This is a genomic window from Streptomyces sp. NPDC058665, from assembly GCF_042714995.1.
Classification (GTDB): Bacteria; Actinomycetota; Actinomycetes; order Streptomycetales; family Streptomycetaceae; genus Streptomyces.
Genome location: NZ_JBHXRX010000027.1, coordinates 40,140 through 55,116 on the forward strand (window position 1 = coordinate 40,140; position 14,977 = coordinate 55,116).

Consider the following 14,977-nt stretch of genomic DNA (forward strand, 5'->3'; position numbering starts at 1 on the left):
TGTCTGTGGGGAGGCTTCCGGCCGGGGTCAACGGACGCTGCTGAGGATCGCGTCCCACATCACCTCGGCGGCGACGGACCCGAGCGCGACGGATGTCAGGGAGTCCTCCCCGGTGCGCGTCGGGTTCCTGGGCAGGTCCACCTCGTCGGTGGTGAGGGTGAAGAGGGTGTCCCCGTCGAGGTTGGTGTGGAAGGGCTGGATGCCGCGGTGCATGGAGCCGTGCACCTGGCGGCCGAAGTAGTCCAGTTCCCGGTCGCCGAGGCGGACGTTGGTGATCAGGACGGAGATGGTGGTGTTGCCGGGCGCGGTGGTGGGGGCGCCCCCGGCGAAGGCGTCCGCGTAGTCGAGCTGGGGGAGCCGCCGGGTGCCGGTGGCCGCGTCGTAGTTGCCGCGTACGACGGTGCCGTCCCGGTCCACGATCACCCCCACCGCGTTGACGACGGTGGCCGCGAGGATCTTGACATCGCCGATCTGGCGGAACGCGGCGCCCTGGCCGGCGAATTCGGTGCGCGCGTGCTCGACCTTCCCCACCGACGCAGCGGCTCCGGCGCCCCGGCGGCCCACGGGGAACCTGCCAGGCCGCGCGGCGAGCAGCGCGGCGCGGCCGAGCGCGGCGTCCGGGAAGACGGCGTTGTCGCGTGCGGCGAAGTCGTAGATGATCGCGCCGGCGACGCACTGGAGGTGCTCCCAGCCCGCGTTGTTCTTCTCGCGGCGCAGCAGTTCCGTGGCGACGCCCGGCGCGGCGCCGAGCCCGTACAGGGATCCGCCGGCCAGACAGATGGCGTGCGCGTAGTTGTCGCCCCCGTACGTGAGGCCGATGGCGCCTCCGCGCGCGTCGATCGACATCCGCGCACCGGCCGGGACATGGACGACGGTGGCGCCGGTGGGGCCCTCGGCGTACTCGGCCGTGCCGACCTCGACGCCGGGGAAGTCGAACTCCACGATCCGGTCCCCGGGGGCGGTGACGGGCCGCAGCGTGTAGTCGTCATTGCTCAGGGAGGGGCCGAAGGAAGGGACCGGGACCAGCGCGTGCCGGTCGTTCGCGTGCCGGTCTTCTGCCGGGCGCTCGTTCGCGGTGCGGTCGTCTGCGGCGCGGTCGTCCGCGGGACGGTCGGGGCTGGTCACAGTGTCTCCAGGAGTCTTCGTGAGTAGGGGTGTTCGGGGGTGGCCCAGAAGCGCGCGGTGTCGGCCAGTTCGACGATCGAGCCCTCGCGCATCACGGCGATGCGGTGGGCGAGATAGCGGACCGCCGCGAGGTCGTGGGAGATGAACAGGGCGCCGAAGCCGTGCTGGGACTGGAGGTCGTGGATGAGGTTGAGGGTCTGCGCCTGCACCGAGACGTCGAGCGCGCTGATCGCTTCGTCGAAGACGATGAAGCGCGGACGGGTGATCAGGGAGCGAGCGATGGCGACGCGCTGGCGCTGGCCGCCGGAGAGTTCGTGCGGGAGGCGGTCGCCGTAACTCGGGGGCAGGCCCACCTGGTCGAGCAGCCGGGTCGCCTCGGCGTGGTGGGCGCGCGGGCGACCTCCCTCGGTCGCGGTGAGGGGCTCGGCCACGCAGTCCAGGACGGACATACGGGGGTTGAGGGACCAGTGCGGGTTCTGGAGCACGGCCTGGATCCGGCCGGCCCGGGAGCGCCTGCCGCCGTGGGGCGAGCCGAGGAAGCGTACGGCGCCGGAGGTGGGCCGCAGGAGGCCCAGCGCGACGGAGCCGGTGGTGGACTTGCCGGAGCCGGACTCTCCGACCAGGCCGAGGGTCTCTCCGGCGGCGATGGTGAAACCGACCCGGTCGACCGCGGTCAGGGTGCGGCGGCGACGGCCGGCTCCGGAGGCGAAGACCACGGACACGTCGTCGAGTTCCAGCACGACATCCCCGGGCGGGGGCTGGCCGGCGGCGCCGGTGGGTCGGCCGGGCGCGGGCCCGGCGCCGTACGCCTGTTCCTCGTTCATCGTGGGGTCTCCATCGGCTGGGGCGGCAGTGGCGCGGAGGGCCGGGGCACCGGGTGGTGGCAGAGCACGACCCGGCCCGACTCGCCCGCCTGGGCGGGCCGTTCGTCGTGACAGAGGTCCGTCGCCGCGCCGCAGCGCGGGGCGAAAGCGCAGCCGGGCGTGGAGCCGAGCAGCGCGGGCGGGACTCCTCCGATGGCGCGCAGCCGTTCGCCGGCTGCCGCGCGGGCGGGGTCGGCGGTGGACAGGGCCGCGGTGTAGGGGTGACGGGGCGCCGCGAGCACGTCGGCAGCCGGGCCGTCCTCCACCACGCGTCCGCCGTACATGACGGCGATCCGGCCGCACCACCGGGCGACGCCGCCCAGGTCGTGGCTGAGCCACAGCACGGTGGTGCCGTTTGCCTCGGCCAGGGAGAACAGCAAGCGCAGGACGTCCTGCCGCACCTGCGCGTCCAGGGCGGCCGTGGGCTCGTCGGCGATGAGCAGGTCCGGGTCCCTGGCCATCGCCATCGCGATGGTGACGCGCTGGGCCATGCCGCCGGAGATCTCGTGCGGATACAGCCGCAGGACCCGTTCGGGTTCGGGGATCCGGACTTGGCCGAGCCGGGCCAGGAGCCCGGCCCGGTCGGTGGCGGCCCCGGTTCCCCGCAGGGCCAGGGCGAGTTGCCGTCCGACCCGGAGGGTCGGATCGAGGGCGCCGACCGGGTCCTGCGGGATGAAGCCCAGCCGTTCCCGGCGCAGTCGGGCCACGCGGTCCGCCGGAAGGTCCAGCACGGACTCACCGTCGATCAGCACGCGGCCACGCGGATAGCGGGTGGCGGCGGGCAGCAGCCGGCCCAGCAGCAGTCCGAGCGTGGTCTTGCCGGAGCCGCTCTCGCCCACGATGCCCACGTGCTCGCCGCGTTCGACCGAGAGACTGGCTCCGTCCAGCGCCCGTACGGTCTGCCGTGCGGTGTGGTACTCGGCCACGATGTCGTCGACTTGGATCAGCGGGGTCATTTCAGTGCTCTCGCTTCTCTGGGTTCCCACCGGTCGCGCATGCTGTCGCCGATGAGGTTGATCGACACGATGGCGGCCACGAGCACCACACCCGGCGCCACGATCAGCCAGGGGGCGTTGACCATGTAGAGGCTGCCTTCCTGGATCAGCAGTCCGAGGGAGGCGTCGGGGAGTTGGACGCCGTAGCCGAGGAAGCCCAGCCCGCCTTCGACCAGGATGCCGACCGACAGGGCGTAGGTGCCCTGGACGGCGATGGTCCCGGAGACGTTCGGCAGGATGTGCCTGCGCATGATCGTCGTGGCGCGTACGCCGCTGATCCGGGCGGCGGTGACGAAGTCCCGCCGGGCGACCGTCCGGGCCGCGGTGGCGATCATGCGGGTCATCAGGGGCACCGTGACGAGCACGATGCTGGTGAGGGCGGCGGGCTGACCGGGGTTCAGGACGGCGGAGACCAGGACGGCCAGCACGATGGTGGGGAAGGAGTAGAGGACGTCGCCGAGCCGGGTGATCACTTCGGCCGTTCGGCCGCCCCGGTATCCCGCGACGATGCCCAGGGCGGTGCTGATCAGGGCCGCGAGCAGTACGGCGGCCGAGGAGAGCAGCAGGGTGGTGCCGATGCCTTGGAGGAGTCGCGGCAGCAGGGAGCGGCCGAGGTTGTCGGTGCCGAGGAGTCCGTCCTCGCCGGGCGGGGTCAGACGCCGGCCGACGGTCGCGTCGGGAGCGCCGCCGAGGCCGGTGAGATGGCTGAGCAGGGTGGCCGCGACGAGGACCACCAGCGTCCACGCGGCGATCCGGAACAGCACGTCGAAGCCGCTCATCGCGAGGACTCCGCGCAGCCGCCCGGTCCAAGTCCGGCCCCCGGTACGGGGCTTGGCGATGGGAGGAGGTTCGGGCGGTGCCTGCGGCACCGGTGTCCGGGTGGTGTCGGCTGTCATGACCGGGCCTTTCCGGCGAGTGCGCTGATCCGGGGATCCACCAGCCCGCAGACGAGGTCGATCAGCAGATTGGTCGTGATGAACACGGCGGCGGAGAGCAGCACGCCCGTCTGGACGACCGCGTAGTCGCGCCGGTCGAGCCCGTCCACGAGGAACGAGCCGAGGCCGGGAGCGTTGAACAGGCGCTCCACGATGACCGCTCCGCCGAGCAGATAGGCGCTGAGCGTGGCGGTCAGGGTCAGCACCGGGATCGACGCGTTGCGCAGCATGTGGTGGCGGACGATGAAGGAGACCGACTCGCCGCGGGCCACCGCTGCCGCGATGTGCGGTTCCACCAGGACCCCGAGCACGGCGTCGCGGGTGGTGCGGGCGACGGCGGCGACGCAGAACACGGAGAGCACGCAGGCGGGCAGGAGCAGCGAGAGCGCCGACGGGAGGGGCCCCTCGGACCAGGGGACGTACTCCCCGACGGTGAGACCGAGGCTGTAGCGGGTGAACAGGAACACCACGAGACTGCCCAGGACGAATTCCGGCACGCTCAGCCCGAGGCTGCCGACGAGCCGCCCGGCGCGACCGCCGCCCTTGCCGCGGGTGCCGGTCCAGACCCCGAGGGGAATGCCGATGAGCACGGTGAAGGCGAGGGCGAGGCCGGTCAGGGTGAGGGTGACGGGCAGCCGGGCCGCGAACTCGGCGCTGACCGGGGACCGGCTGGCCATCGAGATGCCGAAGTCGCCCTGGACCGCGTTGAGCAGCCAGTGTCCGTACTGCTCGGGCAGTGAGCCGCCGAGGCCGAACCGCCGCGCCGCCTCGGCCTTGTCGGCGGAGGTGGCGAGCGGGCCGAGGACCAGGTCGGAGTAGCGGCCGGGCATCGCGCGGACTGCCGCGAAGATGAGGATGGAGACCCCGGTCATGGTGAGCGCGGCGGCGGTGAGACGTCCGAGGACCCAACGGAGGTAGGCCATGGCGACTACTTCGCCGCCGGGAGCGTGAAGTCGGTGACGTTCCGCAGGATGTTGCCGAAGCCTTCGTTCGCGTACAGGGTCGGGCTGACCTTGTCGGTGCGCAGGCCGATCGCTCCGGGGCGGGTGACCAGGGGCAGCATCTCGGCGTTGGTGTCGACGCGGTCGCACACCTCGCGCAGCGTCCGCTCGCGCGCGTCACCGGCGGGCTGGGCGGACGCCGAGTCGATCAGCTTGTCGAGTTCCTTGTCGTCGCCGATGAAGCCGGCGGAGAAGCCCGCGACGACGGGGTTCCACCAGCGGGAGACCATGGCGGCGTCCACGTACCCGGCGAACCAGCCGATCGCCATGTCGAAGTCGGCCTTCGGGGCGAAGACCCGTTCGTTGTAGGTCGAGTCGTCCAGCTTCTCGATCTCGACGGTGACGCCGACGGCCGCGTACTGCTGCTGGATCACCTGGGCGATCTGGCCGAGCGCCGGCTCGGAGGTGTAGACGGCGAGACGGAGTGTCAGGTTCTCGGCTCCCGCGGCCTTGAGCGCGGCTTTCGCGTCGTCCGCTGCGCGGGCGCCGGGCAGGTCCGCCGGGTCGCAGGCGCCGGGCAGCACCACGGGTGTGACGCCGGTCGGCCTCGCCTGTCCGCCGAGGGCGACGTCGGCCATCTGCTGCCGGTCCAGGGCGGAGTTCAGCGCGAAACGGATCTTCTGGTCCGCCAGCGGGGATTTCGGGTTCCGCGAGTTCTGGATGAGGTAGTAGAAGTCGCTGTTGTTCTGGTTGACTACTTTCGCGTTCCGAGTTCCGCTCAACTGGTCGATGGAGTCGACATTGTTGAAGAAGGCGAACCCGGATGTGCCATTGCGTACGGCGGCCAGCCGGGCGGCCTCCTGCGGCACGATTTCGACCTTGAGTTCCCCGATGTCGACCCGGTCGGCGTCATGGTATTTCGCGTTCTTCGCGAACGTCCAGTCGCGGTCCTGCCGGTGCTCCCGCACGGTGAACGGGCCGGAGCCGAGCATTTCCTTGGTGATGTCCAGCGACCCGTCCTCGATCTCCTTCATCGGCAGGACGGCGGCGGGGGTGTTGGCGAGCGCGGCGAGGAACGGCGTGTAGGGCTTGGAGAGTTCGACCGTGACCTCGCCCGGCGCGGACGCGGTCACCGATTCGACGGGCCCGAGCTGCCCCACGTACGGGCCCTTGGACTTCAGGAGCCGGCGCAGGCTGCCCACGGCGTCGTCGGCGGTGACGGCGCGCCCGTTGGAGAAGGTGGCGCCTTCGCGGAGCGTGAAGACGTAACGGGTCGGGGTGGGCTGCTTCCATGCCGTGGCCAGCAGGGGCTTGATCTCGAAGCCCGGTCCTATGGTGACCAGCGGTTCGTAGACGAGCGAGCCGAGCATCCAGGAACGGGCGCTGGAGGCCGTCTGCGGATTGAGTCCGTCGGCCTCGACGGAGTCGTAGTCGAGCTGGACGGTGAGCGAGCCGCGCCCGGTGAGGCTGTCGTCGGCGACGGTGAGAAATCCGGGCTTCTCCTGCTTGCCCGCCCGGTCCTGCCCGCCCTGGGAAGCGGGGGACGAGCAGGAAACCAGGGCGGCCGACAGAACGGCAGAACACGCGATGACCGTACTTCTTCGCACGTGGTCCCCTCCTTGTACGAGCCTTGTACGAGACAAGTGCCGGATCGTTCCGGCGTGAAGGGGAAGTTACGTCGTCCGAAATTCGATTGTCAATGGATGACGGCGAATTGGTGCGAAGCGTTGTCCGATCCGTCCGGGGCCCGGGGAAATGGGCACGGGTCTTTCCGGGCGACGTGAATCCGTCGTCCGGAAAGACCCGTGGAATGCGGTGTCAGAGGCCGGTCGAAGCGCGAGTGTGGAGACTGATCGGGAGTGATCTGACCGTGCCACGCGGAGCGCGGCCGGCCAGAATTTCGCAGAGCAGGCGCGCGCACTCCGCGCCCATGTCACGGGGGCGCAGATCGATCGCCGTGATCGGAGGGTCCGAGAGCCGCATTCTGGTGCTGTCGACACACGAGGCGAGGAGCAGATCCTTGCCGACCGTACGGCCGGCCGCCCGGATCTCGGGGAGCACGGTCACGGCCGCCCCGTCGGCGGCGCAGACGATGGCGTCGGTCTCCGGCGCCCCGGCGAGCATCCTGGCCACCTCGGTACGCAGCACCTCGGGAGGCGAACCGAAGGGGGCCTTGTGGACGGTGACGGGCAGGCCGTTGCGCGCACACCACCGGCGGTAGGTGTCGAGGACCGTCGTGGCCCACTCCGCGGTGCTGTCCGAGGCGAGTAAGGCGGGCCGGGTGGCGCCCGCGGCCCGCAGATGGTCGAGCAGTTCGACGGCCGTCGTCTCGTGGTCCGACCAGACGACCCCGGTGGACTCCTTGTCGCCCACGTAGCGCTCGGCGGTGACGACCGGCAGCCCGGAGTTCATCAGGGCGTCGACGACCGGGTCCCCGGCCATCGGATCGCACAGGACCAGCCCGTCGACCTGGGGCGGCGCCCCGCGGTGCGGCAGATGGCCGGAGGAGATCATCGTGACGTTGAGACTGGCGCGCGTCGCCTGCTCGATCACCCCGAAGACGAACGACATGTAGTACTCGGCGCTCGTCAGGAACTCCGGGATGTGCAGCGCGATGGTCTCGGTCACCGACGTACGCAGCGAACGGGCGTTCCGGTTGGGCGAGTAGCCGAGCCGCCGGGCCGCCGCCTCGACCGCCTCCCGGGTCGCGCCGGAGACCCGGCCGTGCCCGCGCAACGCGTCCGACGCCGTCGTCTTGGAGACCGCCGCCTCCCGCGCCACGTCCGCGATGGTCGGCGGCGGGGCTTCGTCGGAGCGGGGCCGGGCGCTGGGGACCGGCTCCCGGTGCCCGTCCGGGACGTCGGACCGGCTCGGTGTCGTACGGGGCATCCGGTTCACCATCCGTGGGTCAGGGTGTCGTCGAGCGCGGCGACGAAACGGTCCGCGCTCTCACGGGTCAGACAGAGCGGGGGCTTGATCTTGAGGACGCACTGCCGGTCCGAGGTCGGCTGTACGACGACTCCCAGTTCGCGCAGCCGCTCACAGATCGCCGCGGTCTCCTCGGGGGCCGGCTCCAGGGTCGTCCGGTCCCTCACGAACTCCACCCCGAGGTAGAGCCCCGTCCCGTGCACCGCGCCGATCAGCTTATGCCGGTCCGCCAGTGCCAGCAGCCGGTCGCGCAGATGGCCGCCCACGGTCCTGGCGTTCTCCTGGAGTCCCTCGTCGCGCAGCGCGTCGAGCACGATGAGCCCGACGACCGAACTGACGGGGCTGCCACCGGCCGAGGAGAAGAAGTACCCCTGGGAACGGTAGGCGTCGGCGGTCTCCTTACGGGTGATCACGGCGCCCAGCGGGTGACCGTTTCCCATCGCCTTGGCGACGGTGACGATGTCCGGTACGACTCCCTGCTGTTCGAAGCCCCAGAAATACGAGCCGAGCCGCCCGTATCCGACCTGCACCTCGTCGGCGACGCACAGACCGCCCGCCGCGCGGGTGGCCTCGTACACCTGCCGGAGATAGCCGTCGGGCAGCGCCATACCGCCGGCGTTCCCGTAGTACGGCTCGCAGATGAACGCGGCGGGCGGGCGCCCCGAACGGGCCAGCTCTGTGATCGCATCGGCCGCGAGCGGGCCGTACCGCCCGGCGTCCGGTCCTCGGTGGAGGCCCCGGTAGGAGTTCGGCGCGGGCAGTACGTGCACCCAGTCGGGGCGGGAGGTGAGCGCGCCGGGGTTGTCGGCGACCGAGGTCGAGACGGCGTCGGAGGCGTACGTCCAGCCGTGGTACGCCTCACCCACCGCGACGACGTCCTGCCGCCCGGCGGCGGCCCAGGCCAGACGCAGTGCCAGATCGACCGCCTCCGAGCCGCTGTTCACCAGGAACACGGTGTCCAGGCCGTCGGGCAGCAGTCCGGCCAGCCGCTCGGAGAGGGCGACCACCGACTCGTAGTGGAAACGGGAGTTGGTGTTGAGGCGCTGCCACTGCCGGTGGACGGCCTCGCTCAGTGCCGGGTGGCCGTGACCGAGGATCGTCACGTTGTTGAGCATGTCCACATAGCAGCGGCCCTCGGTGTCGACGAGGTGCTCACGCCAGCCCCGTTCGATGCGCGGCGGCGCGTCGAAGTAGTGCTCCTGCACGGTGGCGAAGGAACGGTCACGGCGCTCCAGAAGAGCCGGGGCGCCTTCGGCTCCGGTACCGGGCGTGGTGGCCGTCCCGGCGGGCGCGAACAGCGCGGCGGGATCGGGGCAGACCGCGAGCCAGCCGTCGGCCAGTCCCGGGGGAACGGTGCGGGGCGCGGGGCGGCCGGTCAGACGGGAGAGCTGGACATGTGCGGCGGTACCGTCCGGCCGGGCGGCGACGGTACCGAGGAGTGCCCCGGCGGGGACGGTGCCGTCGGCGCTCTCGGACCCGTCGGTGCTGTCGCCGCTGGCGGTGCCGTACGCGCCGTCGACGACCTCGATGCCGTCGAGCACCAGGCTCCACCCGCCGTCGGTGCGCAGGGTCACCCCGTCCGGCGCGTGCCGTACGAGCGTCCCGGCCCAGGGTGCCCGGAGCGGGGTCGGCGCCGCGACCCACAGCTCGACACCGAGTGCGAGGGTGGGGGCGTCCGGGGCGTCCGGCCGGGAGCGGGTCAGCCGGTACTCGCCGTGCCGGGTCCGTACGGCCGTGACGCCGTCGTCCAACACCCGTGCCGCCAGGGCCGATTCGACCCCGGTGTCCAGCCAGCGCCCGGCGTGCAGGGCGTCGCCCTCCACCGACAGGTCCAGTGTCCCGACGTCTGCGGTCAGGTCGGGCAGGAGCGGGTGCCCGGCCATCGGCGGGCCGGGCGGCGGGGCGAGCGGCGGGGCGAAGTGGCTCAGGACAGCGCGCAGTTGGGCCGCCATGACCTCCGCAGGAACGGACACGGCGGCCTCGAACATCGCCCACTCGCGTTCCAGGGCCGTCCCCGCGTACTCGTTGCCGGGGTCCTGGAGGATGTCGTACTGCCCGCTCACGACCAGGACCGCGGTCCGCAGGACGACGAGCGGCCACAACGCGTCGGTCTCCGGGCCGTCCAGCGGGCGCAGTTGGTGGAAGGCCCGCACCGCGGGCAGGACCGACGCCGGGGTGCAGCCGTGGTGGTGGAGCACGGACGCGCAGGTCACGGCGAGTTCGGCGACCGCCCAGCCGTACCCGAGGTCACCGAAGTCGATCACGCCCACGGGCATGGGCCGGCCGTCCTGGCTCTTCTCGCACACCACGTTGTTGTCGGTGAGGTCGCCGTGGATCAGCTGGACCGGCAGTTCCCCTTCGAGGGAGCGCAGCCGGGCCTGGGCGGCGTGTGCCTCGCTCACCACCCGGGCGGCCCGCTCCCGGTCGGTCATGAAGGGGGCCAGCGCCTCGACCACGTCGGCCGCGTTGCGCAGGTCCCACAGCCGGGGCCGGTCCGTTTCCGGCACGGTGAGCGCGGCCAGGGAGGAGGCCGTACGCCCGGCGAGTTCACCGAGCCGGGCGACGACATGGGGCGAGAGATAGCGGCTGTCCATGATCGGCTCGCCAGGTACGTAGTCGAAGAGCCGGCAGTGCAGCCTGACTCCGTCGACGGTGACGGGCTGGACGAAGGCGCCGTCGACACCCGCCCGTGCCCGGGGCAGCCGGAGCGCGGGGTGGGCGTCGGCGAGATGTTCGCAGGCGGTGACCTGGGCGCTCAGCGTGGCGGGGTCGGAGACCGGGTTCGCGATCTTCAGGACGTGGTCGCCGCCGGACTCCGTGCGTACGCGGTAGTTGCGGTCCTGCTGACTGCCGAGATCGCGGACGGTCCCCCGTACCCCGAACCGTTCGCGCAGCACGCCCGCCACCGTGGCGTCGTCGACGGGAACCATGGACGGCACCTGCCAGTCCGCAGCCGAGAACCCCATTCTGCTCCCCTCCGAGCGCCTGACCCGGCTCCGCACCCTGCGTGCCGGATCGTTCCGGCGCAATCTAACCAGGGGGAATGTGTCTGTCAACGGTCAGGGTTTCCGCCGCTGCGCACCCTCCAGCACGGTCTGCTGCCACGCGGCCTTCCGTATCTGCCCGAAGCGGAGGGGCGCGCTCCTGCCGCTGTCCTCGAACGAAGCAACAGCCCGCTCATGGAGGCCGGTTATGAACCGAGCGAAAACACCGAGTCCGGACGACGACTCCTGATCGTCGAGGCACTCTCTCGGACCTGGGGAAGCTCGCCCTCAGGGCGAGGCAAGACTACGTGGTTCGAGTTCGGCGTCCGCGGTGGACAACCTGAGGCCCGGTCCGGCAGCGGGATCTGAGCCCCCCAGCAGGGCGGAGAACCTGTCGGTGACCTCGGTCAGGGCCTCGGCGGCGGTCGGCGCGATCGTCAGCGTGCCGTCGTCGCCGACGGTGATCTCCTTGTCGAGCGTGAACCAGCCGGGGGTGATGTGCCCGGCACCCATGGAGCTGAGGACCGGGCGCAGCGCGTAGTCGATCGCCAGGACGTGGGCCGTGGTGCCGCCGGTGGCCAGCGGCAGCACCGTCTTGTCGGTCAGCGCGTACTGCGGCAGCAGGTCGAGCAGCGACTTCAGCAGTCCCGAGTAGGCCGCCTTGTAGACGGGCGTGCCTATCACCACCCCGTCCGCCCGCGCGAACAGTGCCGTGGCCTCGATGATGGCCGGGTGACGGAAGTCGGCGCCGAGCAGGGCATCGGCGGGCAGGGTGCGTACGTCCAGCGCGATCACGTCGTGGCCCTGGCGGCGGAGCCGGTCGTTCAGATGGCGCAGGAGCCGCGCGGTGCGGGAGGTGGCGGAGGGACTACCGGAGACGGACAGGATGGCGGCCATATGAGGACCCTTCCGGGGTTGAGGGTTCGGAGATGCCGGGGGACCGGCCGGTTCGGTCAGGCCGGCGACGCGACTGTCGGACGGCGGTTGTCACCAGGCGCTGGATTCCACCGCGACCACCGGCACCAGCTCGTTGCGCAGCGTCTCCAGGAAGGTGACGATCTCGGCCGCCACCGACCGGTGCTGTACGTCGTTCAGGACGTCGTGGTGGGCACCGCGGACCACCGAAAGGCGGGCACGGGCACGGGACTTGGCCGTGCGGACGACAGCGTCCAGGTCCGCGAGCGGGTCGCTGTCGCCGACGAGGAACAGCGCCGGGACGTCGGCCTCGCTGTCGAACGCGGCCCTGAGCAGTACGTCCGGCACCGCGTCGCCGAGCGAGCCCCTGCGCACCTGTGAGTCGTCGGTGAGCGTGCCTCGATGGGCCGGGCACGAGGTGCGTACGTCGAGTTCCTCGTCCCAGGTACCGGCGGTGGCGACGGCGCCGCCCGGAAGCCCCGCGAGAACGACGGCGTCCGGCCGGAGAGCGGCCAGGGCCTCGTCCCTACCGAGGAGCGCGGCGACGGCGACGGCTCCGGTGTCTGCCCCCACCAGTACGACGGGCCGCACGACAGCGGAGTCGGCGGAGTCCGTGGTGCCGGCGACGGTCTCGGCGAGCCGGCCGCCGAAGCGGTCCAGCGAGCCCGCCAGGTCGCGAGTGTCGATGGCCGGGGCGTCGACGACACGCACGCGGTACGCGTCGGCGGCGAGCCGCCTGCCGAGCCTGGCGTAGGTCGCGCGGGTCTCGCCACGGCCGGGCACCACGATGACGGTGGCACGCGTGCGCAGGCCCTCGGGGCCGTAATGATCGGTGTACTCGGTCATCTCACACTCCTGCGGGTTCGGGGACAGCTCCGGCGGCGGGCGCGGGCTGCCAGCCCAGGGCGGGTGCCACCTCGGTCGCGATGAGTTCGAGCGCCCGGAGCGCGGCGTCCTGGTCCGGGACGGCGGGGTTGAACTGGGTGATCAGGTCGGTCGCGACAGGCAGGACCCGCTCCCGCCGGAGCGCCTCGACGATGTCCTCGGGCGCGCCGTAGAAGGAGTGGAAGCGACGCAGCGCCTCGTCCACGGACAGGCCCTTCGGAAAGGCGCCGCCCTCCGACATACGCAGCGCCGCCCCGTGGACGTCGTCGCTGATCTGCCGGAGCGCCGTGCGCCTGTCCTTCGCGGGGAACACGAACCGGGACAGCCCGATCCGCGGGCGCCGGGGCCGGTCCCAGGCGGCCAGGTACGCGTCCGCCCAGGGGCGCTGCACCTCGTCGGTGGGGGCGTCGAATCCGTACGCCGCACGGTTGAGCAGCAGGTTCGAGCCACCGGCCGCGGCGTAGGCCGCCCCGCTCTCGCCGAAGACACCCTGCCAGATCCGGTCCGAGAACCCGGTGGACGCCGGCTGGATGCGGAAGCCGGGCGTACGCACCTCGTCGCCTGCCAGGGCGTGGCGCAGCACATCGAGGTTCTGGCTGGTCAACTCGCGTTTACGGGCGACGTCCTGGCCGAACGCGGCGTACTCCTGCGCGTTGTAGCCGCTGCCCACCCCGATCTCGACGCGCCCGCCGCTGAGGGCGTCCACGGTGGCGACGTCCTCGGCGAGGCGGACCGGGTCCTCCAGCGGCAGGACGGTGATGGCGGTGCCGAGCCGGATCCGGGTGGTCCTCGCCGCCGCGTGGGCGAGGAACGTCCACGGTGAGGAGAGACCGCCCCCGCCGGCGGGGACATGGTGCTGGGCGACCCAGCCGACGTCGAAGCCGAGTTCGTCGGCGGCGACGAAGAGGTCCTGCGCGTTGCGGTAGATCCGGGCCTGGTCGCTGCCGCGGCCCTGGACGTGGGTGAGGAAGCCGAGTCTGAAGCGCGCTGTCTCGGTGGTCATGGCGAGTGCCTTTCGGAGACCGGACTGGGCCGGGGGAGTGGCGGCTCAGTCGTTGGCGAGCTGGGGCTCGTGGGTGTGGCGGTTGGCGGGAACCGGCAGGCCGAGGTTGCCGCGCAGGGTGTCGGAGGCGTACTCGGTGCGGAACAGACCGCGCTTCTGGAGGATCGGGACGACACCGTCGACGAAGAGAGCGAGGTCGTCGTCGGTGCGGAACGCGAGGTTGATGCCGTCGAAGGTGCCGGCGTCGAACCACTCCTCGATGGTGGCGGCGACGGTCTCGGGCGCGCCGACGAACGGCGACCGGCGGAACTCCCCGAGCGAATCGGTCACTTGACGCAGCGTCAGATTCTCGGTCCGGGCCCGCTCGATGATTCTCGCGGCGCCCGTACGGCCGCCCTTCTCGGCGAGATGGGCCACGTCGGGGAACGCCGCGTCCAGATCGTGCCGGCTGAAGTCGTACGCCCCGAAGGAGCGGCCCAGAAGCGCGAGATTGCGGTCGAAGTCGTTGTCCTCGTCGAAGATCTCCCGCTCGCGGCGCCGGGCCGCCTCGTCGGTACCGGCGACGACCGGACCGCCGTGGATGAAGATCTTGATGTGGTCGGGGTCGCGCCCGTACGCCGCGGTGCGACGCTTGATGTCGTCGTAGTACGCGCGTGCCTGTTCCAGCGGGCCGCCCGGCGCGTAGATGCCCTCGGCGACCCGCGCGGCGAGATCGCGGCCCTCCTCGGAGACCCCGGCCTGGAAGATCACCGGCTGGCCCTGCGGCGAGCGGGAGAGGTTGAGCGGGCCCGCGATCTCGAAGTGCTCACCGATGTGGTCGAGCGCGTGCAGCTTGGCCGGGTCGAGGAAGACGTTGCCCGCCACGTCGGCCGGGAAGGCGTCGTCCTCGTAGGAGTCCCACAGACCGCGGGCGACCTGCACGAACTCCAGGGCGCGGCCGTAGCGGGTGGTGTAGTCGAGGTGTTCGTCGAGCCCGAAGTTCCTGGACGTGCCTGTGTCGAAGCTGGTCACCACGTTCCAGCCGGCTCGTCCGCCGCTGATGTGGTCGAGCGAGGCGAAGCGGCGGGCGAGGTTGAACGGTGAGTTGTACGTCGAACTCGCCGTGCCCACCAGCCCGATGTGCCGGGTGTGGGTTGCCACCGCGGACAACAGGGTCAGCGGCTCCAGCCGGTTGAGGTAGTGCGCCGGGTAGGTGGCGTTGATGAACTGGCTGTCGACCACGAACAGCGCGTCGAAGAGCGCGTGTTCGGCCGCCTGGGCCTGCCGGATGTAGTAATTGATGTCGATGCTGGCGTTCTTGGCGACGCGCGGGTCCTTCCAGAGACCATGCTGGCCGGGGCCGCCGACGCCGTAGGGGTGCAGCGCGAGATGGATCGTGCGGGACATGGCTCTTCCTGTCTGTC

General features: G+C 71.6%; 12 protein-coding genes. All 12 read right to left on the minus strand.

Translation table 11 applies throughout. From position 1 onward, the window contains the following. Positions 1-27 precede the first annotated feature (27 nt). The 12 genes from ACFWV8_RS19405 to ACFWV8_RS19460 all read right to left on the minus strand — a co-directional run bounded on the left by ACFWV8_RS19405 (position 28) and on the right by ACFWV8_RS19460 (position 14,960). On the minus strand, positions 28-1,125 hold the full coding sequence (locus ACFWV8_RS19405) for a P1 family peptidase (RefSeq protein WP_384203368.1): 1,098 nt from the start codon (positions 1,123-1,125) through the stop codon (positions 28-30). Continuing rightward, complete coding sequence (locus tag ACFWV8_RS19410; RefSeq protein WP_384203371.1) at positions 1,122-1,949, minus strand: ABC transporter ATP-binding protein; 828 nt, start codon at positions 1,947-1,949, stop codon at positions 1,122-1,124. Before ACFWV8_RS19410 ends, ACFWV8_RS19405 begins: the two co-directional genes overlap by 4 nt. Then, a complete protein-coding gene (locus tag ACFWV8_RS19415; RefSeq protein ID WP_384203374.1) occupies positions 1,946-2,944 on the minus strand; it encodes an ABC transporter ATP-binding protein in 999 nt (332 codons plus the stop codon). Before ACFWV8_RS19415 ends, ACFWV8_RS19410 begins: the two co-directional genes overlap by 4 nt. Then, positions 2,941-3,879, minus strand: coding sequence for an ABC transporter permease (locus tag ACFWV8_RS19420; protein ID WP_384203377.1), 939 nt, complete (start codon positions 3,877-3,879; stop codon positions 2,941-2,943). The genes ACFWV8_RS19415 and ACFWV8_RS19420 overlap by 4 nt, the downstream gene beginning before the upstream one ends. Continuing rightward, positions 3,876-4,841, minus strand: a complete 966-nt coding sequence (locus ACFWV8_RS19425; protein ID WP_384203380.1) for an ABC transporter permease — start codon at positions 4,839-4,841, stop codon at positions 3,876-3,878. Before ACFWV8_RS19425 ends, ACFWV8_RS19420 begins: the two co-directional genes overlap by 4 nt. Before the next feature lie 5 nt (positions 4,842-4,846). Then, a complete protein-coding gene (locus ACFWV8_RS19430; RefSeq protein WP_384203382.1) occupies positions 4,847-6,466 on the minus strand; it encodes an ABC transporter substrate-binding protein in 1,620 nt (539 codons plus the stop codon). A gap of 211 nt (positions 6,467-6,677) precedes the next feature. Further along, positions 6,678-7,748, minus strand: a complete 1,071-nt coding sequence (locus ACFWV8_RS19435) for a LacI family DNA-binding transcriptional regulator (RefSeq protein WP_384203385.1) — start codon at positions 7,746-7,748, stop codon at positions 6,678-6,680. A gap of 5 nt (positions 7,749-7,753) precedes the next feature. Next, a complete protein-coding gene (locus ACFWV8_RS19440; protein ID WP_384203387.1) occupies positions 7,754-10,753 on the minus strand; it encodes an aminotransferase in 3,000 nt (999 codons plus the stop codon). A 306-nt stretch (positions 10,754-11,059) separates the two neighbouring features. Then, entirely contained in the window at positions 11,060-11,668 is a 609-nt protein-coding gene (ssuE, locus tag ACFWV8_RS19445; protein ID WP_384203390.1) for an NADPH-dependent FMN reductase, read from the minus strand. Between the two features lie 90 nt (positions 11,669-11,758). Then, positions 11,759-12,532 (minus strand): alpha/beta hydrolase, encoded by a 774-nt coding sequence (locus tag ACFWV8_RS19450; protein ID WP_384203393.1) that lies wholly within the window; start codon positions 12,530-12,532, stop codon positions 11,759-11,761. Between the two features lies 1 nt (position 12,533). Beyond that, positions 12,534-13,574: an LLM class flavin-dependent oxidoreductase gene (locus ACFWV8_RS19455; protein WP_384203396.1), complete on the minus strand. Its 1,041-nt coding sequence runs from the start codon at positions 13,572-13,574 to the stop codon at positions 12,534-12,536. Between the two features lie 45 nt (positions 13,575-13,619). After that, the gene (locus ACFWV8_RS19460; RefSeq protein WP_384203399.1) at positions 13,620-14,960 is read right to left on the minus strand and encodes an LLM class flavin-dependent oxidoreductase; all 1,341 of its coding nucleotides are present in this window, start codon (positions 14,958-14,960) and stop codon (positions 13,620-13,622) included. Positions 14,961-14,977 lie beyond the last annotated feature (17 nt).

Bases quoted from the DNA above. Each gene is read 5' to 3' on its own strand.
- ACFWV8_RS19410 (WP_384203371.1), bottom strand. From the start codon at position 1,949: ATGAACGAGGAACAGGCGTACGGCGCCGGGCCCGCGCCCGGCCGACCC.
- ACFWV8_RS19415 (WP_384203374.1), bottom strand. From the start codon at position 2,944: ATGACCCCGCTGATCCAAGTCGACGACATCGTGGCCGAGTACCACACC.
- ACFWV8_RS19420 (WP_384203377.1), bottom strand. From the start codon at position 3,879: ATGACAGCCGACACCACCCGGACACCGGTGCCGCAGGCACCGCCCGAA.
- ACFWV8_RS19425 (WP_384203380.1), bottom strand. From the start codon at position 4,841: ATGGCCTACCTCCGTTGGGTCCTCGGACGTCTCACCGCCGCCGCGCTC.
- ACFWV8_RS19435 (WP_384203385.1), bottom strand. From the start codon at position 7,748: ATGCCCCGTACGACACCGAGCCGGTCCGACGTCCCGGACGGGCACCGG.
- ACFWV8_RS19440 (WP_384203387.1), bottom strand. From the start codon at position 10,753: ATGGGGTTCTCGGCTGCGGACTGGCAGGTGCCGTCCATGGTTCCCGTC.
- ssuE (WP_384203390.1), bottom strand. From the start codon at position 11,668: ATGGCCGCCATCCTGTCCGTCTCCGGTAGTCCCTCCGCCACCTCCCGC.
- ACFWV8_RS19450 (WP_384203393.1), bottom strand. From the start codon at position 12,532: ATGACCGAGTACACCGATCATTACGGCCCCGAGGGCCTGCGCACGCGT.
- ACFWV8_RS19455 (WP_384203396.1), bottom strand. From the start codon at position 13,574: ATGACCACCGAGACAGCGCGCTTCAGACTCGGCTTCCTCACCCACGTC.
- ACFWV8_RS19460 (WP_384203399.1), bottom strand. From the start codon at position 14,960: ATGTCCCGCACGATCCATCTCGCGCTGCACCCCTACGGCGTCGGCGGC.